The 23,894-nt window shown below is 37.9% G+C and carries 7 protein-coding genes; 1 reads left to right on the forward strand and 6 read right to left on the reverse strand.

The genetic code is table 11. The annotated features are described in order from the left end of the window. Positions 1-150: 150 nt before the first annotated feature. Complete coding sequence (locus tag C9J45_RS11780) at positions 151-1,308, forward strand: tetratricopeptide repeat protein (protein ID WP_107292559.1); 1,158 nt, start codon at positions 151-153, stop codon at positions 1,306-1,308. 100 nt (positions 1,309-1,408) lie between these two features. Here the strand turns inward: C9J45_RS11780 and C9J45_RS11785 are convergent, their stop codons facing one another. The 6 genes from C9J45_RS11785 to C9J45_RS11810 all read right to left on the reverse strand — a co-directional run bounded on the left by C9J45_RS11785 (position 1,409) and on the right by C9J45_RS11810 (position 23,164). Continuing rightward, positions 1,409-4,186, reverse strand: a complete 2,778-nt coding sequence (locus C9J45_RS11785; RefSeq protein ID WP_107261207.1) for a hypothetical protein — start codon at positions 4,184-4,186, stop codon at positions 1,409-1,411. Between the two features lie 19 nt (positions 4,187-4,205). Next, positions 4,206-4,721, reverse strand: coding sequence for an OmpA family protein (locus C9J45_RS11790; protein ID WP_107206755.1), 516 nt, complete (start codon positions 4,719-4,721; stop codon positions 4,206-4,208). A 15-nt stretch (positions 4,722-4,736) separates the two neighbouring features. Beyond that, positions 4,737-11,378, reverse strand: coding sequence for a DUF11 domain-containing protein (locus C9J45_RS11795; protein ID WP_107206756.1), 6,642 nt, complete (start codon positions 11,376-11,378; stop codon positions 4,737-4,739). Positions 11,379-11,477: 99 nt separating this feature from the next. Continuing rightward, complete coding sequence (locus C9J45_RS11800; RefSeq protein WP_233217690.1) at positions 11,478-14,837, reverse strand: hypothetical protein; 3,360 nt, start codon at positions 14,835-14,837, stop codon at positions 11,478-11,480. Positions 14,838-14,917: 80 nt separating this feature from the next. Then, positions 14,918-15,394 carry a hypothetical protein gene (locus tag C9J45_RS11805; RefSeq protein WP_107206757.1) on the reverse strand — a complete coding sequence of 159 codons (477 nt, stop codon included), beginning with the start codon at positions 15,392-15,394 and terminating at the stop codon, positions 14,918-14,920. A 243-nt stretch (positions 15,395-15,637) separates the two neighbouring features. After that, positions 15,638-23,164: a GEVED domain-containing protein gene (locus C9J45_RS11810; protein ID WP_369918875.1), complete on the reverse strand. Its 7,527-nt coding sequence runs from the start codon at positions 23,162-23,164 to the stop codon at positions 15,638-15,640. Between the last annotated feature and the right edge of the window lie 730 nt (positions 23,165-23,894).

Raw genomic sequence — 23,894 nt, forward strand, 5'->3', positions numbered from 1 at the left:
TATGACGAGTCCACCCAAGATGACGTAATATTACTTGACGCACACGCTGTTAATAGACTGCTTAATAATAAAATAAATAGATAACGCATAATACATCCCTTCACTTATGTTCTAAAATTAAAAATAGTACAGGGAAAGGAGAAATCAATAATGAGGAAGTGTATCGTCATTATTTTATTATTAATGAGTTGCAGCTCTGATAATGATTTAAAAAACAATGAAATTGCAAATAAAGAAAAAAACTCTCAAAATGATAATAAAGATTTGCCTTTTGAAAAAGAAACAATAAATAATTTGTCATTTGATAATAATAAAAAATTTACAATTAAAGAGTTTATTTCCATCATTGAACATCCTATTTATAGCAGTCATGATAAACAAGAGGCTATCAATAAGTTAAAAGAGCTCGCCAATAGCGATTCTGATGCTGCATACTATTTAGGTCATCTGTATGAATTTGGAGAATGGGTTGAGTTATCTGAAGAAAAGGCGCGTTTTTACTATAAAATCTCCATTTCAAATGATAATCATACTTTCTCTCAATACTCTTTGGCATTAATGTTAATTGATGGCAGAGGAGGAGATGTTGACTTAAATTATGCAGAAGAGCTACTTCTACAAACAAATGCTAAAGGGCATGCTCCATCAACGTACACATTAGGTTACTTGTATTTTATTAAAAATAACTTTAAACGTTGCATTGAAATCTTCTCAGTTGATGACTTCGAAAGGAATGAATACAGTGACTACCTTCTTGCAATATCTTTGATTAATACTCGTTCTGAAATTGAAAGAGCCATTGATTTAATTGAAAAATCAGCCAAAAAAGGACATGGCTATTCACATTTTACATTAGGCGAAATTTATCAAAGTGGACTTTATAACAAGAAGAAAGACATCGCTAAAAGTCATAAACACTATCAAATAGCAGCAAAACAAAATATACCTAATGCTCACTTTAAATCAATCACCCTAAGTATCGATAATCCTTTTCTAATTAAAAACAATGAATATGATTTAGTTAAAGCACTTGAGAAAGAGGATAATAAAGGCAATCCAGATGCTAGTTTTTATTTGGCTCGTATCTACGACCAAGGCACTATCATTCAACAAAATTATAAAAAAGCTTTATTTTGGTATATTAAATCAGCCAATTTAGGAAATAATACTGCTATGTATAACTTGGCAAGTATGTATGCAAATGGCGATGGTACAAGTGAATCCATTGAAAAAGCCCAATATTGGCTAAATAAAGCCGCCCGAAATGGTAATAAAAAAGCGATTGAAGTAATCAATAGTATTAACTAAGTACACACATAGTTAAAAATTATCAAAGACATAAGATGAAATAAAAAATCCATATTTAGAAAATATGGATTTTTTTATTCGCTTAATATTACGTTAGTTTTTAATCATCAACTCTTATAGCAAACTCCATTACCGCTCTTTCTCCGGGCGCGACGGTTCCTACATTACCAATTATCGCGCCAGTGCTTCCATCACTAATAATATTGATTGAACCTTTGTCTATATTAGGAATTCCCCCAACCACTTTAAACGTTGTAAAAGCTGGCGTCGCGTCAGTTAATACAACTTCGTGTGCATCTTCTATTGCAATATTCTCAGCAGTTAAGCGGTAAAGTATGCACTCACCGGGCGCAACAGAGAACGAATTTAATGAATAAGCACTTCCTGCATCAACTATACCATCGCAGCCGGCATCCTTAGCCTGCTCTTTGATAATTCGCATACTTATGTTGGCAACAGTTGTGGAGTCAACCATTAAAATATCCCCACAGCTTACTGTTGCCGAAATCGACGAGTTATTGACTGTGTTTAATGGGACATTTGAATCAACTGTGACTTTTAAGAAAATAGTGACTTCCGTTAAAGGGGCAAAGTCCACTGTGGAATCAATCTTAGTATCATTACCATCGAACTCACCGTTACCATTGCTATCTAAATATATCATTGATGTAAAACCGGGCTCTGAATCCAATAGAGAGAATGAAACGCCTGTGTATGATTCTGCTGTATTGTTATCAATAATATGTTTATAGATGGTTGCTCGCCCTGGTTGGGTAACGCCAGATTGATTTGGTGTACCGATGACTAAACATTGGTCTCCTCCACCTCCTGGACCAACAATATTAATTAACTCAACGGAAACCGCAGTGAAAACGGTATCTTCAGCACCAGTAGAAGGGGAACTCACCTTAAAATAGAGGTTTTCAGTTGAGATACCTACCGTTTGGTCAATAGAAACTAGCGCTCTGATTTCAATGCTTTCATCAGGTAAGAGAAGAGGAATATTTGTTATTGGTGTGCCATTCGTGTCTGTATACACAACGGTAAAACCACTTGTTAATACCTTTGAAGAGAAAGGAATAACATTACTAAAATCTAATACATATGTATCTGCAACAGTCGAGGTATTGGTAATAAATATCGTAAACGTTGTGGATGTAGACGGGTTAGCTGTATTCGTAACGACAGCAGCCCCCTCGACACCGGCTCCATACCCACAGCCGTCATTCACATTATCACAGTTATTCTGTGTCGTTGATGATGTTTCAGAAGGATAATTTATTGTAATGTCGACAGTGCTTTGAGCAATCGTTGTTAATTGGTTACCCACTGTATCCGACTGAGAAGTATCACTCGAAGAAGTTGCTTGTAGTGCTACAAAATAGGGCCCACCACCAAATGACCCCGGTGGTAATGTCGCTGTAACGATAACTTTAGCACCACATTGGCTACCAGCCGCTGTAATCAAATAAGAAGGACAGGTTGAGCCAGCGGCAGGAATAACACCAGTATCGACTTTACTGTCACCGTCGTTATCGAGTAAAGGTACTACACCGTTACCGGCATAGATCATAAAACTTGTACCCGCAGGGAACGTGGATGAAGGTAAGAGTTCAAGATTAAATGTATCTTCATCATTACCTAAGTTCCAGATATAGCTTGTAAATGACACTCTAGAACCTTGCGCTGCATTGGCAACAGTCATTAGTTCATAGTTAATATTATCGGTTGCATTACAAGCCGTATCATTGGCACCACATCCCCCTGTATTCGCAACAACTGCATGAAGTGGTGTGATAGTAAATGGGACGGTATTGGTTTTATATTTATGTTGCTCGCTTGCTCCCACAATACCGTCATTGTCTTCATCGTAGCCAAACGTTACTTGGTTCGTTAATCTAGAGGCAACTAAGCCAGAATCTATCATTACCTCAAAACTTATCGTCGCCCTTTGATTTGAAGATAAGCCATCTAGAGTAAACGAAACTTTATCTTGCGAAAGACAAGATGGAGCACCTGCTATACATGATGTGAATGATAAATCACTATCCCCTTCGCTGACACTGCCACTAGATATATCACCAATTATGCCGCTGCTCAGGCTCCAAGTTACGTTCCCATTGAATCTCATTCCAACTGGAAGCTCATCACTTAGCATAATGCCGTTTGTCTGAGTCAATGACATATCGGTTAAACCGACATTACTATAAGACAATGTCACCACATATGGACCACTTGGAGAAGCCCCCTCATTTTGATTCATAGATTTGGTCATTTCTATGATCGGTAAATTTGTTACTGTCACTGTATCTGTATTAATCGCAGAACTCGCACCACCAGAAAGCACCGTTGTCGCGTTATTAGCAAATGACTGACTTGTTGCAGTAAAAGAAACGGTACCCGTATCTCCATTTGATGCACTCGGTGAAATAGCACCCAAAAGAACAACATGATAGCTTTCACCCGGCGCCAAAGGACCAATAGAAGATATTATTCCTAAGGACTCATCTTCTATACCATCATTATTTTCATCAGGATAAATAGCAATGCTCGTCATTGCTGTGCTAGAAAGAGACGTGGATAATGTAAAAGAATCTTCATCATTACCCGTATTGGTAATAATGTGATTAAATCTTACTGTACCAGAGGGGGCAACAAACTTAGTCTGATCAGCGCTAACCGTTACAGAAACAACGGGCTGAACGAATGTTTCAACTATATTAGAAGCTGTTGAACGAGTAATGTTATTGCTGTCTTTATAGGTCGCACCTACTTGGTTTTTAATAATCGTACCAGACTCGGTCAATGCATAACTAAGAGGACTCACAAAAAGATAAAATATTACAATTAGACCAAAGAAGTACCTTATATAATGCATATGACGTCCTCTGTAAAAATTAGTCAGATTGTTTTACTTCATACATCATTTCAACTGGATTAGAATCAGTGCCAAGTAAAAGAATTTGAACACGCCGATTAACAAAATTGGCATCTCTATCATTCGTTTTCAGGTATTTGTTACTAACCCCTGATGAAGTTACTACTATTCGAGTTCTCATAACGCCACTATCAATTAGATATCTCGCCACCGATAAGGCTCTATTTTGTGATAATTTATTGTTGTAATTTTTACTGCCTTCAGGATCAGCTGATCCAATTAACGCAACTTTCAACTCAATATTACTAAGCAATGTTTGCGCCACTTTATCTAACTTTAACTTATCACCATAATCTAATTGAAAATCATCAAAATCAAAATTAATCACACTGGGCCATTCGTAGTAAACACTATATAAATCTGAATCTAATTGAGATAAATCACCATAGTCGACGAATATCTCTTCTTCCTTAACACAACCGCTTTGAATTAGGAGAAAAGAAGAAAGAACTGATAGAAATAATAACTTCTTCATTCAGGTATTACCTCATTATTCACTTAGCCAACCAAACAGACTCTCATCAAGAGCGAACATAATATCGAAATAAAATCCATCTAAGTTATAACCCTGAGGGTCTAAGTCACTATCAGCAAATCCCATAAAATTATATCCAACGCCAAGACGAATATTTCTATAAATTATATAATTTGCTCCTATACCAACTGAATAACGTCGACTATCAAACCAGTCAGTTCCTAATATTCCGCCATGAACATCGAAATCCCAACGTGTACTAAAGTTATAAATTAATCTCGCATCAAGTATGGTGGATACAGAGTTATAATAATCATCGTAATATGAAAAATCTTCTAATTTAACTCCCAACCTACCAGATAATATCCAATCATTTGACCACTCAAGATTTTGATGAGCAGAAAAGATATGGGCTTCTCTTTTGTTTTCATTATCCTCAACTTTCCATTCATAGGATGTTAGAAGGTGATAATTATTCTTTAATCTTGGTCTGTAAGCAGCAGCGATACTTAAATGGTTATCCCAAGTATTCTTTGTCTCTTTTTTATCTACGTATCGATACTCTTCCCTTACTAAACCGCTCCAATCCTGATTTAAACGTGTGATCCACGCACCAAGGAAACCGTAATAGTTTTCCTGATCACCACGTCTAAATTCCATTCTCCCTGTTGTTTTAAAATTAGGGTTACGTATATCAGCTACCCCCAAAGAAACGGCAAAACCTGACTCTTTATCCCCTTTTAAAACCTCTACATACTCAACAGATGGGTCAACGCTGATACCTGGAATAACTTCAAACTGCCCACGGTAACCGTTAGCCAGTTCCATCATTTTTCCGTTGCTAACGCCACGTTGCCTAAATTCGTTAAATGTACTGCCTCCATGCAGCCAATCTATATCAATACCAGCTGTAAACTGACTTGTTGTTCCACTACCTAAATTATTAATACCCGTTAGTGAATCAATGTATTCATATTGACTATAAACGCTTGCCTGTTTGTGTAATTGCCAATCTGCTTTTATATTAAAACGCTGTTTGCTCTTATGACCGAAGCTTCGTTCATATTCAGAATCAATACGACCGGGCTTATTAAATAAATCAAATGTTCGACCTAATCCTAAAATAGCCGTTGTATAACTTTCCGTTTGTTCTTCTGTTTTATTTTTTATATATCGACTACCTAATGTCGTTGTCCACTTAGAACCCAAAATTTTTGAATCGATATTTACTGCCACAGACTGTTGATAATCTTTAGTCGATAATTTTTCTGAGTGGCTAGCATTAATATTTAAATTCATTAATCCAGATAATTTTTGTCTATGAAGTAATTTAAACTCCTGCCTTCCAGCTACTACTGGTGCTGCAGAATTAGAGAAATCATCATCTGCATATGAGTATTCTAATTCAGAGAAGCTGCCAGGGCTCCAATCGCGTTTTAATTTTAATTTATAAGCCATTGCATTTGAGACTTTTTTAGTCTCATCGATTGATGATATTGAACCAAGCATTTCATCCTCAGACAGCCTATCGTGTGATAAGGATGCGACGGATGCTTTGATCTCAGTTTTATTATTTATATTATAATTTACCCAAATACCTCCTAAGTGATAACCAGTAGAATCACTGCTGTTATATTCATAACTAAAGCCCGAATCAAAGTATGAATTAAACTTATAAAACCCGCGCGTACCAGCGACTTCATACTTTTCCCCGTCACCATCTAAATCATAAGCAATACGAATTTTAACTGGATTAAAATCCTCATCAAACATCGGGATGACCCTATTGAATCTGATAGCACCTGTAAAATAATCAATTGTGTAATCAAAATAACGTTTGAGAGATGTCTCTTTTATTATAAGACCCGGGTTATCTCTACTGTAAGTAATAAGGGAAACAATGTCAGAGTGACGAACTAATCGACCATCAGTTAAGGTATAATCCATTGCTGTACCATTACCGGGTACTTCCTCGACCTTATGCAAATCTTCTGCTTGTGAGGCATATAATTGAAGGCGAACGGGACCTTTATCAAATACGCCACTAAAACCATTAAGTATTTGGCTTGTTCTGGCTAAATCATATTCATATACACCGTCAGATGTACTGAAGTCACCCCACATTGCATAACTGCGATCTCTTTCGAGTTTAACGAATAATTTTGAATCACTTCTTGCATCATAACCCCTGATACTTGCGTCACCGGGAGCAGGATAGTAACTATCAGGTGAAATTTCTCTTTGTAACGCTACATCTTCTTTTGCCGAGTCATAGCTTAATGTTAAGTGTAAATCTCCTTTAATATTACCTTTCATGAAAATAGCGGCTCTTTCATCGTCAGAATAATGTTGATTTTCAAAACCCTCTTTTTGTGAAGACGGTACTAAACCTGAAAATTTACCATATTTACCAGTATAACTAAGTATACCGTTAACAAATAAAGGTCGACTTGCTGCGACTTGATAAATATCTACAACATCTTCAAGCGCATTGAGCTCTGCTTTAACTTTTATTTTTCCTGATTCGTTACTACTACGCAGATAGATCGTTTTTACCCCATTAATTACTCGAACCTGATGACCATTAATAGACGCTTGGATATCTGGTTCTAACCAAGGCAATCCCATATCATTATTTAACGTTACAAAGTAAATACCCCGCGCTAAATTTCCAAACTCATCGGTTAATTTTAATGTTATTGGTATTGCAGATCGTCCACCATCAGCCTGTAATGATGTTTCATCTAAAATTAATTCTATATTTTTCGCTGATTTAGGGTGACGAAATTCCTTTTCTAACAATATCCTTTCATTACCAAAACTATCCATTGTTTTTATTTGGGCAAGGTTTGTTCCATCAGTAAGTTCTACCCCATACCAAGCTAATATTTGGGCCCTTTCCTTTTTATTGATAATACGTTCACCAAGTTGGGTGTCATCAACTAGATCACCATTAATGTATAAGCTAGGGTTAACATCACCTCTAATTACAACAATAAAACGACCATCATAACTATATTCGCCTTTTGGCCAATACCATGTACCTTCTTTTGCTTCAGACTGAGTAATCGTTTTTACTTCTTCCTGAGGTAGAGGTACTTTATCTTCTATAAGATTATCAATGTTTAATTTATCGTCATCTAAAATACGATCATATAATGTTTCTTTTGGTTTATTCTCAATATTATTTTCAATCAACTTTTGGCGTAAATTAATTAAATTTTCTTGATTGTGACTAAAACCAATTCTTACTCCAACAACATCATTAGAGACTGGATAAATATATGATTTCTTTTTTATATTACGTGGCAGTTTATTGATGAAATTTTCAGCTTCTATCTGATTGCCTTCAAATGTTTGCAGGGCATAACCTTTAAATGAAGACAATTTTGATACACTCTCGTTTTTATTATCACCCTTATTTTTAGGCCCACTGACAACACCAGATACTAAATCTGACGTGTTTACCTTTTTCGACGTTGTCTTTTTATTACCATTACTTTTTATTTGTTCTTCAAATAACCAGTCGCCATTAATATTTTCATTTCGCTTCTTAAGTTCCTCATAAATTTCTTCTTGATTATCTGTAGGGCATGGGCTAACAAAATCTGCCTTGTGCATTTCCCCCCCCATGAGATCAATGAATTGAGAAAATGGTACTCCAGCATTTCTACTTCCATTTACTGATAGTTCAATATCATCTGGTAATGTTTCTCTATCAACTTTTAGTACGTGATTTCCGGGGTTAATACCAAACATTGAATACTGACCATTTTCATCTGTGATAACATAATCACCCGTTTCTAAATATATTTTTACTCCACCAATCGGCCAGATATCACTTTTCATTAACTTATTACATTTGGCATTAATAAATACACGACCAAAAATGATACCACTGTCGGACATCACGCCTGTTTGAGAAGGGATGATCTGATAATTATCGACATTTGATGTGATTAGTCCTCCACCAGCCATCGAAGAGGCTTCGGCATAGGCGTAATTAATTCCATCAGAATCAATCGCACCTGCAGATAACTGCAAGACGTAATCAAGCGTATATACACCATAAGTAGGCTCAAAGTTTACCCCTTTGAGCTCTCCAATAGAGAATGTGTAAGTGTCTTTATTTTCATTCGCTATTGGATCATCTATCTTAACCTCGTTTAAACGAGCACTGCCTTCTATATATTTAAATCCATAAGGAATCTTATCAATAATTTTAGCATTATAGAGTGAGCCGTCAGGTAAGGTATTATTTACTATTATTGTATATTTAACAAAGCTACCAACTTCAGCTGTTTTTTTATCTGCCGTTTTACTTAACGTTAATTTTCTATCGACAATTCCTGGATCAATCGGAATATCGAATTGATTTACTAATGTACGACCTCTAATTTCAAAGATACCTGAATCAGCAATATTTTCATTACCAAAAGGACCATAAGACTCAGGCTTAACATTAAAAATATTAAATGTATTAATATCTGTATAATTAGAAGGCCACGTAAATCCTGTAGGAGGATCCACAGAAATAAAATAATATTCATTATCGGACTTAGTTAATTTAGGATATAATGCAATACCATTTTCATTCGTCCTCACTGACGCAATAGGAGCCTTATAATTATCAACATTAGGCGCTCTTACTTTAGCATCAGGGGCGGAACCATTTGTTGTTTGATAAAAATGTACATCTACATTTTCTACAGGTTTAAATGTCGTTGTATCAAACACAGTGAACTCTGGGCTTATTTTAGCGGTGGTATCCAAAATAATTTTTGCAGAGCCACGACGCATAACATCTAAGTAAAGTACGTCATCCGTTTCTGATTTAATTTCACAATTTTCCGCCGTAGTCCCCTGAAGAAAATCTGCGTTAAAATTAACCAATGCTGTTATTCCTGACACTAAGTCTGAGAGCGCCGAAAAACCAGAACCAGCTCCTGAAGGAACCACACTACTATTGACATCATCCAGGCAGTGATCTTGTTTAACACGAAGAAAATCTTCATCAATTAACGATGCATGAAGCGGTATAATACTTCTAAATATGCCTGTATTGGCACCTGTTTCAGCAAACATCCAATGAAAAGAATCTTTACCTTTTTCAGTTCTTACCATGATTGGATAGTGAGAACTTTCTGGACCAATAATATCGATAACCGAACGATGCATATTGGCTTCTACTAATTCAATACGCGCACTAATTGCATCAAGCTTTACATGAAATTCTTCCGTTTCTTTAACAAAATAAAAATCGTTATCAATATAGTGATCATCATCAGAGTGTCTCACTAAAACATTTTGACTCGCTGCAAACAATTCAGGGTTAAACAATTGAAATCTAATCACTTGATTATTATCAGGGTCATTCGAAAATGAAGAGCTATCATCAAACAAGGTATTACAAACTTTACTGCTTTGAGTCACAATGTTTTCAGAATCAGAGATCTCAGCTTCTGCTCTAGAGTAAACTTGAAGAGGGCTCAAATCACCACGTGGTAAAATAGTATTCGCTTCTAGATAGTAGCTAAAGTGTCCCGACTGCCCAGGTTTAAGGTGATCTGGTGATACAAGAAAACCTATCTTTTCTACATTACCGTCACCATCCCAAGTACCGTAATCATGCCAGTCTAAGGTTTCATTTTCTTGTTCTAGTAAGAACGTATTATTAATCCCAACAACGACAAGTCCTCCATTAAACACGCCGTTTGAATTAGGCATAGTGAAATTAATAGGTGCATGATCTCTTAGTGGAGTCCCGTCATCATTAAGTTTATCTTGCTTTAACCGAACATTGGCGGGAAGTGTTACCGTAATTAATACACCGGTCACATATGATGAAAGTAATTGACCCGCTTCATTTTTGGTAAAAACGAGATAACCGTCAGAGGATACATCAGGTAATTTATTCCCAATACTATTATAATGAACGATATATTCCATATCGCCAAGTGGACCAACATGTTGAGAACAAATAGGATTATTATGAATAGTTAGATTAATTACTGAACCATCTACAACAACAACCTTTATATTACTAAACTCTGATTTATTATTATTACCAAGTGAAACAATATTACCACTTAAGTTATAAAAATCTCCTTCGACAGCATGACTTGGAATCGATATTACGTAAAGTAACGCTGTTATTTCATCAACACCAAGAATAGACGTTATATAATTGCCATCACTGTCTTTTTTTAATTCATTTTCGCCAGCATCAAGAATACCATTGCCATCAAAGTCATTATATATTTTAACTTCACCTGAATTAAATGAGTATATATCGCCATTATCTCCTGGAGAGTTAATTACATTAACCTTATAACTATCTTTTGTATTACTGGTATTTCTAATCGTAATAGGTATATTAATCGTTGTTCCTGCTGCTGCTAACCTTTGGCTATTTTCATCTTCAACATCACTAAAGTCAGTTATTAATTCGAAATCATAAACACGCGCAACAGTAATTGTCGAAAAATTAGAAATAACCGAAATGTTTGTTCCAGATTCTGGATCAAAATATGTTATCTGCGATTGATGCGTGATTCTTGTCCCTGCAGGAGTAAGAGCAGAGACATAGAAACTATTGCAACATAGAATGAAGATAACTAATAACTTAAAAATAGTTACCACATAATAGGATGCCATTGCGATCTCCAAGGGAAAAAGAAAAGGGCTTATTAAACGAATTAGCAATACGCTTAATAAGCCCCCCTACAATTGTAGGGAGGACTTTATTAATGTGATTTAATCAACGGTTACTGAGAAGTGACTGATAACTTTATCACCAGGCTCAAGTGTTCCGATGGTGTAAGTAACACCAGAACCACTAACTCCTTGAGTTATGGTACCTGCTGTATGGCTTGTAGCATCAGGGTTACATAGAGGACCTAAGTTATCTGACGTTAATGAATATGTACCAGCACCAAATAACACAGGAGTAGTTATTGAGTTACGACATGACTTAAGCTCACCAACATTTGCACCTGTGAGATCGAGGAACGTGGTGTATTCGGTTAACTCGTCCGTTACAACTACATTAAGTGCATCATCTGTACCTTCATTCACTGCAACAAGCTTCCAAATAATACATTGACCAGGCTCGACAAGCGTAGAATGTCTTTGTTGGAATCCACCATCGCTATCTGGAATCGAGTCGCAATTTGCGTCAAGATCTACATATTTGTACAAGCGTAGCTGACCTGCAATAACTTCTGAGTTATCTTCAGCCTGTGCGGTAATAGTTGGAGCAGAAACGACGACAGCAGTAAGTGTTGTCTTATTCACAGTACCCGCAGTTGCATTAGTTGGGGCAAATACCGTATTCAATAGAGGAATACTTTCACCCGGTTCTAACTGGATATTTGGCTGTAAATCAGTACCGTCACTTGCGTCACATTGCACTTCAACAGCGATTGGAGCACCACCATCCATTGGCACAACATTAATGGTTCTATCACCTGTATCACACAAGTTACCAATCTCAATAGGTTGGCCCGTATCGTTATCTAATATAGTTAACGTATTATCAAAGCCATCTGCTGCTTTATCGTTAGCAGAATCTAATGTGATGTATTCTCTTGTGTTACCAGTGTTAGATAGGAAGTGTTCATATGCAATACCACCACCAGCTTCAATTTGGTTTGACAGTGTAGTAGGCGTGTAATCAATGCTCGCAATCGTACGAATATCAATTGCTTCTACTTTAATGTCTGTCGCACCAGAACCTGCTGAGGTTACTTGGATATAAATAATGTAATCATTATCGCCATCACTATTTGCATCTATTGCACTTGCTTGCTCACCAGCAGCAAACGGTAACGCGGAATCATTTGCTTGTGCACGAGCATAGATTGGATCCAGTGGAACGGTTATTTCTGCCGTTAATACTTGTGTGCCATTGGCTGGAATAGGAGGTGTGGTCGTAATGACAGTATTAGTACCAAGAACATCTACAGTACCATCTGAATCGGTATCGATACCTGCATCTTTAAACACAATAGTCCAGTTTGTTGGCATATCCGCAAGCCAAGCTGTACCAGCTACGTCATAACTACCGCCAGTGGTTAGTGTGAATGAATCAGGACTGCCTCCTTCGTTCGTAATATATACTGTCGTTGTCAACGTTTGACCAAGTTCTGCATCATTAAATACAGTGGCGATATCAGCAGGATCTAATGTGCCATCTGTTACATCGACAGGATCCACATTGGTTGTAGGATTTGGCGTAATTTGTTGGTTTGCCACATCAACCGTTGGTGGTGATACCGTAGTCAAACTTTCAGTTTTCGATGCTGAAATTGTTGGATCATTTGTAGACGTAATGGTTGTTGTTGCATTAAATGGTGCAGTTGAATTATGAGCATCTGGTGGTAAGCGAACAACAACACGTATTAGCATTTCATTACAGTTCAACGTTATTCCATCTTCAGTTCTTGCTGCATCGGCAAGTAAACCTGAATTTAAACACGTTGCGGATGGGACAGGTCCAGTATCAGGAATACTATTGCTGTTGTTATCGACTAACTGAGCAGTACCTGTTGCATTCCAATAACTAAACGTTGTGCCAGCAGGGAAACTGTTACCTGGGTCACCTGGTGCTGGTGTGGTAACATCGAACATATCAATTTTGTTACCGTTGTTCGCCACTTTGTTATAAAGAAAGAACTCGCTGCCAGTCGGTGCTGTCGTAATAGTTTGAGTATCATCAACAGTGTTATCGTCATCACCACCTAAACCACTTGTACTTGTTGTCCCCGTATCGGACACATCAACACCTGTGGTTGTTTCTGTGACGACTTCTGTTGGATTTGAAGTACTTGGTGGAGGACTTGTTGGATCAGCACACTCACCTGTATCTACTGTATCACCATCACCGTTTAAATCTGAACAGGCATATGCACTGTTTCGAACGACCACATCACCATCAACTATCGCTGGTGAATAAGCAACATAGAAGGTCATTGACACAGAGGTGAAAGAGGGTAATTCGGCATCGACAGCGTATAAACCCGGAATATTATCATCTATTGCATCACCATCAGAGTTTACATCAGTACCGCCTGCAATAAGGCTCTCACCACTTGCCTCTGTTGAACCATCTTGGTCTAAGTCGACGCCATGACTCGTTTCGTCAACAATATTTGCAGCATAAGTGGTCGTTGTATCACCATATGCAGCAAAGAGACCATCAGATATCGGGTTATATTGTGTCAATGTCGCTTGGCCTTGAATAATGGCAGTATTAGCTGGCTGACCATCAAAAATAGTCACATTATCAGCGTTTGTATTACCATTGTTCGCTACCGTTACAACATACTCAATTAACTCTACTGGATGGTCAGTGGTTGCATCATTATCCAGATCCAAGCCAAATGAACTTTCTGTATAACCTAGACCCGTTAAGTGAGTTGACGCCTTATTGATATCAATTACAGCATTATTAGTTACTGTAATTACATCGGCGTTAGTACCGTTAGCAGAGTCATTATTTGTACCTACATCAGTTACAGAATCTGTAACTGGAGTACTAACTGCACCCCCAGCATTATGCGCTTCAGCCGTTAAGGTAATCCCTAAGGTATCACTCATATTCGCTGTTGCAGGTACACCCACACCAACGATCAAGTTCATTGTTTCACCAGCGAGTAATGTAATGGTATCGCCGCTTGTGAATTCTGTTTCACCTGCATCTGGTGTACCATTTGTGTTAGCGTCATCAAACAGTTTTAATGTCACTGAATCTATGGTGTCGGTACGACCATCTCCTGCAGGTAAACCATCAGCAAAGGTCAATGTATAAACATCTTGACCATTACCGGTGTTAGTCACCACGTGAGGGATGTAAATGGTAGAACCTGGAGCTGCAGATACATCGTTATCTGTTTCGATTGTTGCACTATAGATTTGTTGTACCGTTACAACTGATTCGTTCGAAGAGGCTCTGTATGTATTACCAGCGGCATCTTCATACGTTACGGTTGCTAAGTTTTTAATATCAGTTCCGGCTGCCGTGGCTGCAAGGGCTTGACTAGACAAAGCACCTGCACCTACTGATATTAAACCCGCAGCAAACCACGTCATTATGGGTTTTAGTTGCGTATTCATGTAGTATTTACCTTTTAGGTGTTAATTGATCTTCGTATTACTTAGCTAATCCCTTGCATCCGCACGGGCCTCAACTTTGATTATTTAACCTCGATACGATAGGTGTATATCTGTTGCTCTGATGCTTTAATTGGACTTTCAGGAATCCAACGCACATCGGTATATTTCTCTGGTGGTATAATGACCTCCACTTTTTTACCATCTTTCATTATTTCGCGTTTAACGGGCTCAGTTTCGAAAGTGCTACCACCATCAATACTGACCAAGAATTTAGATGCAATAATGGTTTTACCGGTATTACCTACATATTGAGTATTTTCAGGGATTGGACCGGTAATAACTAAACCAGATAATGATTGATCACTATGATTTTTATAAACCAGTTGATATTCAACTGTATCTTTAGGTGAAACTTCATCAGCAGACTTTAATAACTCTTTACCATTTTTATCAACTTCTATTAAATAGGCATTCATTTGACTTGTTAGCGGTTGATTAGCAGAAGCAGAAAACGCAAGTGCTAAATTAAGTAAAAAAATTAATATTAAGTTTTTCATACTTACTCCATTTAAATATAAAAGACACAATGTCAGGAAAGCATCATGCTAATCGCATGCCAATAAATAAATCATTATTTTTCAGTTAATTAAATTAAAGTTAATATAATGGCTTCGCATATTGAGAATAATTACATTATTTTTATATATAAAATAACCTCCTGAAAAAAATTAATAGCTATATATAAATAATATTAGATAAACTGAATTTATTAATACCATTTTTAAGAAAAAATAATATTATTATTCAATAGAAACTTTGTATTTTAATGTGCCTATTTGTCCTGGTAATAAGTCGCCTGTAAGCGTCCACTGAATTTCACCTTGATATCCAACGGTATTAGTGCCGTGTGTTGTATTTACGACACAACTTAATTCAGAAGAAGAACAATTTACTGGTTCTGAGAGTTTCGTAAATGGTGGTGTATTCTCATAAATTACGATATCTCTTATTGGGCCTGTACCACTATTTCTATAAGTTATCTCATATTCAAGAATATCTCCGGGCTCACCATTATTAATTAATAATGGTGAGTTATCTTTCGATATATTATTAACTGTTAAAGATAAACTTAACTGACCAGAGCCTGCATACGTTATTTTAGTCGTATCTTCTACCACAACTTGTTTAGTTAATTGAGGAGAAACACCTGCTAATTCAACACTTGCATTTATTTTGTATGCATACTGAGTATTAAAATACGCATTCGCAGGAACAAAAACACGACTAATTAAACATACATCAGTCAAACCTGTATAAAGTATTGCTGAATTTAAAATAACTTTATTATCGATATTATTTATATTTCCATCACAATTTGTATCGTAATAAAGAGTAATATTCCAACCACTAGAGTCTGTGTACCTACTGTCTTTCTCAATGGTAAATGTAACATTCGCAGATGTTGCTAATTTAAAACGATGAGGGAATAAAACGGCTTTGTTTGGTTCAGTCTCTTTAAATAGATTTTCAGTCAACGATGGCATTGCGACTTTACCAAAATTTAGCCCTGCTACATCATCACCCGCAAAAGCATTCACTGACATTTGTCCATCTTGATTACTTGTACTAGTAACTTGACTTACACCTGTAATATTGGCTTCACTCACCGCAATCCATCTTGATTGAGGCACCACATTTAAAATTAAATTCTTACCTGAATAATCTACACCCAATACAAAACGGTAATATCCATCTCCGCGAGTCGTTTTGGTTGATATGATGTCACCAGTTGTAATACCTGCAACTCCACTGTCATTAAACGTTACCGTTACATCAAAATCACTGAGGCCACTTTCACCACTATCTTTAATGCCATCATGAGCCGTACCACTTGAAACACCATTATCATCAAATATGAATCCACTTAATACGATACGATTAAGTAATTCAAAGACGTGATCTTCTACTTCGCCATCATTCGCCTCTCCCGTCGGCGTATTACAATTTGATGGTGCAGAGCAGAACCTAATTCGCATCGTCGTTTCACCGCTATACCCATTAGCACTCGCGGCATCAAGATCAATAGAAACAGAATTGGCACCAGCATTAAAATAACTATCATTAACAATCTGCTCATTTGCATCGTCAAAGTCATAATCACGATTTAAGTCAACCCAAACATTCACATAGCCAGCCCCGACAAGAGGAACATCGATATTAGTTGGTGTTTCAACAATAATTGGTGAAGGAATAGAAAGCTCTTCATCATCCAATGCATGATAATTATCCCCCGTTGCCTGAGCGCTTACTTTCGCTTCAAACTCTGGATCGATATTTGTCCCTAATAAGAAGTCTCCAATACCATCAGGCACATTTGAGTTGTCTGTGTTATTTATATTATCAACGTATAAATGAGATGCGGTCGGGTATTGACTATCTCCATCACTGAAATCTTTTGACTGATAACACCCTGCAACATCAGAATTTACTTGGGAACTGGTATTCAATTCTTTTTGGAATGTCACAGCAGCGGTAGGCACATTAATTCTATAAACAGCTGATATATCTGAACTATCTATTGTATTATCATTATTCGTGTCATGATTACCACCATTGGTAAATACATACAAATTGGTCATATTATCCATCACCAACGCTTGTGTTTGTAAGTTACCACTTCCATCCACTGTCGGTGACGCCAATCCATTGAACTGTAATGAGGTTCGACTTACATCTCCTGATGTTGTTATTTGATATAAATACCCTGCCACAATATCTACGGCATAAATATGATGACGAATACTATCAACCGCAATATCATCGCCAGCAGAGATCCCTGTAATACCTCCCGTGAAGTTGAAATCAATGACTGACATCTCTTGTGTTGCAACATCGATCCTTATTATCGAGTGCCAAGCAGGGTTCCATACATATAAGTATTGGTTATCAGAAGACATCGCACCGGCAGTAGGACTAGCAAGAGCAGCTGTACTGAAAGGATTCCCTTTAGAAATAGCAACAGAGTTGCCATCAGATAGCTGAATATCAATATTGCTATCACCGTAAACATAACCTAAATCAACGACATTTGTAGCCGAGCGATCGGTAACAAAAAGATGCAACTCTTGCGTAGTCGTATTCTCAAACACGCCGTAAATGTAGCCATTGCTTGTATCAAAACCTATGGCATTAAGCCCAGAAATATTTGACTGATTAATCACCGTTAATGGTGATTCTATTGCGGTGGTATCTAAAGGATTATTAGCCAAGTTGAGTCGCTCAAAAATGTAATTTGAGCTAACAAAACGCGTTTGAAGTGCTGTGTCACAGGTACTATTACTTGATAAGGCATAAAACAGGAATCTATAGTCCTCTACTTCGCCAATATCCACAGTACTATCGATTCGATCACACGCACTTGAGTCACATACTCGAATCCTAAAGAAGGAATACCCATACGTAACATTGCTAGGAACTGAGACACTAAAGTTATTTATTCCATTATTAGCATTAGTACTGCTTATAACTTTCTCGCCAGAATCATCCCAATCACCATCACGATTAAAGTCAAACCAACCATATAGGTGAATAGGATTTGCTTGCGCCACAGTATCTGCATTGACGGTGACAGTCACATTAATGACTTCGCCAGCTGCGGCAAAAGGTACACCATCAATTTCAGAGACAGAGAAGGTGACGCCATCCTCATCATCCAAATTGGTAGCATCATCAGCAAGTGCTATAGGATTTTGATAACTGCCTAAATCTGTATCCCATTGAGCCCCTAATCGTAAATCAATTTCTCCATTATCGTCATCATCAGACTGAACATGTGCAGCGCCATTATTCGAATAAGTCGTTGTATAGTCACCGACTCCTGTTGATGCAGAAATATCCGGAGCGTCACCAAGATCGGGGCCCAACACAACTGGAGCTTTAGTAAAGCATGCTTTTTGTAGGTTCCATGCCGCTCCCGTACTACCAGAGAATCCGAATCGCACTTTATCTTGATTATTAAAGTGACTGACAAAATCAAAAGTAACGTTTCCTATCTCAACACCATCTAAATAATACCGGAAGTTATTCGTTGCAGGATCCCAATAAAACTGTGTGATGTGGTATCTGCCATCTTCTAGTTCACCGGTTAATGCTCCAGTCGCAGTAGGGCCACCAACCGCAACAGGATCCATCAATGTAATAGCATCATTACCCGAACTTAAATCACCATTTAGATAGACCGCGGTATGATCAATATAATTTGGCGTACCGCCAGCAGTACTCAGATCGTCATTGTAGCCATTACCTGCATTATCATAAGTGTCAAATTCAAAAATAACCGATGGACTTATTGGACCATCACCTCCAGGGCCAACACCTAGTAATCCCCCCCATGAACCGACGGCGTTGAAACCACGGGAATCCGTTGTCATGATAAAAGTCATGCCATCGGCACCGGCTTCTATTGTTCCAGTACCAGCATTACAGCCGCTGTTACATGATCTGTCTCCTAGGTAAACTGCCAATTCAAAATATTGCGGAACACCAAGATCAATGAGGTCGTAACTCCACAGATAACCACGCTGACTTATTGTTTCTTCGGTAATAATGTACTCGTTAGTTGCCGCATCGAGTTTAGCGTCCCCTCTTTCTTCAACCATGGGTGCTACACATATACTAGGCTGTACTGTTGTAACTACTGTTGGAGTTTCTGTGTCGCTATCATTTGAAGAAACAGTATCTTGTATTTTCGCAGAAAGCACCTCGCCCACAAGAGAAGCTGGCGATGTTGTTTTCGTAATAAACCTTAATGTCGCATAGTCATCAAAACCGACACCAACATTACCGAGATTTAATTGTTTAGTTGATTCATCATAAATACCTGGCGCCAATTCAGTTTGGCCATCACCTTGATAAGCTTTTATGAAAATATAATCATCAGGAATTGTCATTTGTAAGATAACATCACGCACAATAAATGAACTGTGGTTTCTGACAGACACAACAAGATTAAAAGGAATACCATTAGTGACTGTTTGACCAGGATCAAGTGCCAACTCTACTTCAATATCCCCTGTAGGCATCAAAGAAATGGCATGATCTTCAACCTCACCTGAAGCAGATAATAAACCTGTTGGCATGTCACAGTCTGAGCTGGTCACACAGGTTCTTAAACGGATGAAACTATCAACAGGCTGAACATGTGCAGGAACAGGGAGCGTTAATTGCACTGAACTTGCTGATGTTGAAATGGTAGAAGTAGATAGGGTTTCGTCAGAGAAGGTACCATCACCGTCAAAATCGATCCAAGCATAGATATGGCCAGAAGACGAAGCAGGCGTAACGGGAATATTAAAGGACAATGCGTTCAATGAACTATCAGCACTAGAAGAATCAAGATACCCATAAAATGTTGGCTTTGTTAACGCATGCTCATCATCTGAACCTGCATTATCATCACCGTCTGCACTCGTCGATGCAGCAGCTTCAGTTTCATGGTCGGAACTTCCACTACCAATTTGCGGTAAACCACCATTTGTTACGTCATGCATTGGCCCACCAGAAGCAAATAATGTGGCGTAACTATCTGGTGCATCAGCAAAGTCAGTTAAGAATTGAGCATTACGGCACATTGCAGCATCACTACCTATATTAGGATTTAATGCCGCGATATTATCTTTAACTAAGTATCCTGTAATCGACGTTGCAGAAGAGCTTGAAACAGGAAAACGCCAGATTTCTTCATTATTGTGGTCATACATATAAAGTACGCCCTGTGCATCAAAGAAAAGGCCTGTGACATTGCTTGGGGTATTTGAAGTAATTAACGACGATGTAACCGTATAATTAGAGAAATTAAAGGTTAAACGGTAAGCATCGTTATTATTACCCACAGCAAAGGCAACGTTACTATTGGTTGGATGAAATGCGATATCTTGGAAATTGATCGCACTCGATAAACTAGTGGTCCCTACCACTGACAAATAATTAGCACTTTTTGAATCAACATTAATGAAGCGAACATTTGACTGATCATCGATTACAACCAATATATCATCGTCACTGATATCACCTGCAACGTAATCCCTTGCAGAATCTAACCCAACATTCACGCTGAATATTTTATAACCAACCGAATCAACCGCAACTACGTGTTGAGTCGCTATATCTATACCAAATATTCTGTTCTGTTGAACACTAAAGCCAAACGCATCGTAATCATTATTACTTGAACTTGTTGCCGTTACAGATGCAGTAACGGGATACAATTTAGCAAAATAGCTATTTGCACCTGAAGAGAAACGATATGGGTTAACAAATGCCTCTGAAGGACAAGTTGAAAAAGCATTACCTAACAATTTATCGCCAAAATTAATCTCTTGATCTGAGGTAACAGTGCCTAATTCAACTTTGTTAGGCGAGGTTGAAATAAAGCCGCTACTGTCTCCTATCTCGCTAGAAGGAGAAGGAGGACAGGCTGACGTACCACTGGATGAGGTTTCATACACATCATAATCATTACCGAATGTAATATCGAAACTGTAAAGCCCATTGGCATCGGTTGATTCGTATTGACACGTATTAGTCGTTTTATCATGTAAGGTAATCAATACATTACTGATACCTGACTCTGCCCCACCACTCGGTGATTGGTCAGAGTTAACATCACTATAAACTTTTCCAGAAACAGTTAGTTGCTCACCAATAGTAATTGGATAATCTTCTACTTCTCCGTCAGTGGCAACAAGGTGACTAGGTGTAATATTGCCTTCTGGATATTGACACTCATCTTCAACAGAGCAAACCCTAAAACGTAAATAACTTGCTCCTAAACTTACAAAACATACGATTAACTGGTCAGTTAAAGTAACTTCTCTCACTCTTGATCCAGAAGAGAAGTCTTCTGTATGACGGAACCAGTTATCACTAGTATTGAATTCACCGTCTCTGTCAAAATCTATCCATGCATTGATATACGCTGTTGATAAAAAGTCATTGTCAGCGGTGACGGTAAACGTTATATCTTGTCTTGTACATTTAGGTAAATAGAAAGGACCGGCATATCCATCATCACTGCTGTCAGTAAATGAAGTCGTTGTACCATTATCGGCGTTCCAAATACTTCCTAATTTGATGTTAACCTGACCATCACCATCACTATCCGCTTTACGGTGCATAGGAACAGGGTCGCCATCTTGTGTCCATATCGAGGCATAATCACCCTGTGTTTTGGTGTAAGTATTAGTATCTGTGGCATCACCAAAGTCATATTCACTACTTTGGATGTTCATCCTTTTATCTTCAACTTCCCCATCATCAAGGTGGCCAGTAGCATTTAAACTACCACCTGATGGACATGAATCGGTTGAACATATTCTTGAACGAATAAATACATCACCCGTCGAATTGTAAAGTGGCACTCTGTAATTAAGAAAATATTTGTTGTAAGTGTCACTTGTTGTAGGTAACGCTCTTTGTTCAGCAAAAAGGACTTCGTCAGTGTCAAATGTCCCACTTTGATCCCAATCAATCCACGTTTTCATGATATAAGCAGTGGCAGGGTGACCGGAGTTAGTATCTATACCAGCAGTAAATGTTAGCTTAATCGCATCCCCTGCATAAACATTGGTAACTTCAGGTAAAGAGTTATCCGCTAATATTTGCTGAATTGAAATGCCATCTTCGTCATCTGTACCATTAGTATCATCCGCTGTTGCTGTAGCATTTTGCAGAGTTCCGCTGTCATCATCCCAATTGGTACCAAGACGAAAATCAACCACTCCATCTACATCAGTATCTGAAATTTTATGTGAAGGGCCACCACTACCGCTTGTTGTTTGATAATTACCTGCGCCAGTACCTGCACTGGTATCAGGAGCATCACCAAAATCTAATTTAGGTCCTTCAATTGAAATTTTATAATCTTCAACCTCACCACTTAATGCTCTGCCTTTCGGTACTTGGCAATCATAGGACTCCTCACCAATAATACCTCCTAAACAATTTCTTACCCTTAAATATGTTTCACCTAATACTGCTGTTTCTGGAACTGAAACAGCAACATTAATTGTTCTAATCGCTCCTTGCCCTGATTCTGTTAGTGAATGAGATATCGTACCGTAGTTAGTTAAGTCACCAGTGAAGTCATTATTGTTATCCCAATCAATAAACAACGCCCAATCAACTTCGCTCGCAGTAAAATAATTTAGCCTGTAAGTAATAGAAACATTAATTGTCTCACCCGCAACAAAAGTTGCTGGTAATGTCACACCATCTTCATCATCATTACCACAGCCACCAAAAGAAATGCCTGTAGCCCCACCGACCACTGCAGAATTATCATCGACATCAGCATTAGCATTACCTGTCATATACTCCTCAGAGTCCCAACAAGAGCCTAAAGTAAGAGCCGGTTCAGAATAATCATTTGACATAGAGGATCTGAAATGGTGCATAGGGCCATTTGACTCATCTGCAAAGTCCGCAACATTGGCATCAAATGGGGCATCACCTAAATCAAATGGTGAGCGTAAACTAATTTTATAATCTTCAATTTCTCCAGCAGGCTGCACGCCCGTCGAAGTTAAAATTTTCTGCCCCAGTGAATCGGTTGTATAAGTACATGATGAGTCGCAAACACGGACTCTCATATAAGTTTGAAGGGTATCTACATTATGTGAGTAAAATGGAATAGTGAATGCCTGAGAAACGGTATGTGGGCTTGAAGCGCTATCTAAGTCAGCAACGAGAACCGTTGTAAAATCACCTGTTTTTGTAAAATCGATACCAACTTCTAAGTGTTTATCTGTATCGGTATTTTCAAAGTGTACATCAACATAAAAAGTATAAGTATCACCTATCCATAAAGTTTGAGACACCCCAGGGTTATCCAAAACAAGAGTGTCTCCAGTACTATGTCTGTGTATTCGAATACTGCCTTCATTTTCATCACTTGTTGTACAATTATTGAGATAGCCTAAACTCGTGTCATCTGAATTAGCTAAACTATTTGGAGAAGATTCATCTTCTGCATCCCAACATGGACCAATACGTATATCC

Origin of the sequence: Photobacterium sp. GB-1 (genome assembly GCF_003026165.1) — a bacterium.
Classification (GTDB): domain Bacteria; phylum Pseudomonadota; class Gammaproteobacteria; order Enterobacterales; family Vibrionaceae; genus Photobacterium.

Excerpts from the sequence above, each read along its gene's own strand:
- C9J45_RS11780 (WP_107292559.1), top strand. The coding sequence starts at position 151 with ATGAGGAAGTGTATCGTCATTATTTTATTATTAATGAGTTGCAGCTCT.
- C9J45_RS11785 (WP_107261207.1), bottom strand. The coding sequence starts at position 4,186 with ATGCATTATATAAGGTACTTCTTTGGTCTAATTGTAATATTTTATCTT.
- C9J45_RS11790 (WP_107206755.1), bottom strand. The coding sequence starts at position 4,721 with ATGAAGAAGTTATTATTTCTATCAGTTCTTTCTTCTTTTCTCCTAATT.
- C9J45_RS11795 (WP_107206756.1), bottom strand. The coding sequence starts at position 11,378 with ATGGCATCCTATTATGTGGTAACTATTTTTAAGTTATTAGTTATCTTC.
- C9J45_RS11800 (WP_233217690.1), bottom strand. The coding sequence starts at position 14,837 with ATGAATACGCAACTAAAACCCATAATGACGTGGTTTGCTGCGGGTTTA.
- C9J45_RS11805 (WP_107206757.1), bottom strand. The coding sequence starts at position 15,394 with ATGAAAAACTTAATATTAATTTTTTTACTTAATTTAGCACTTGCGTTT.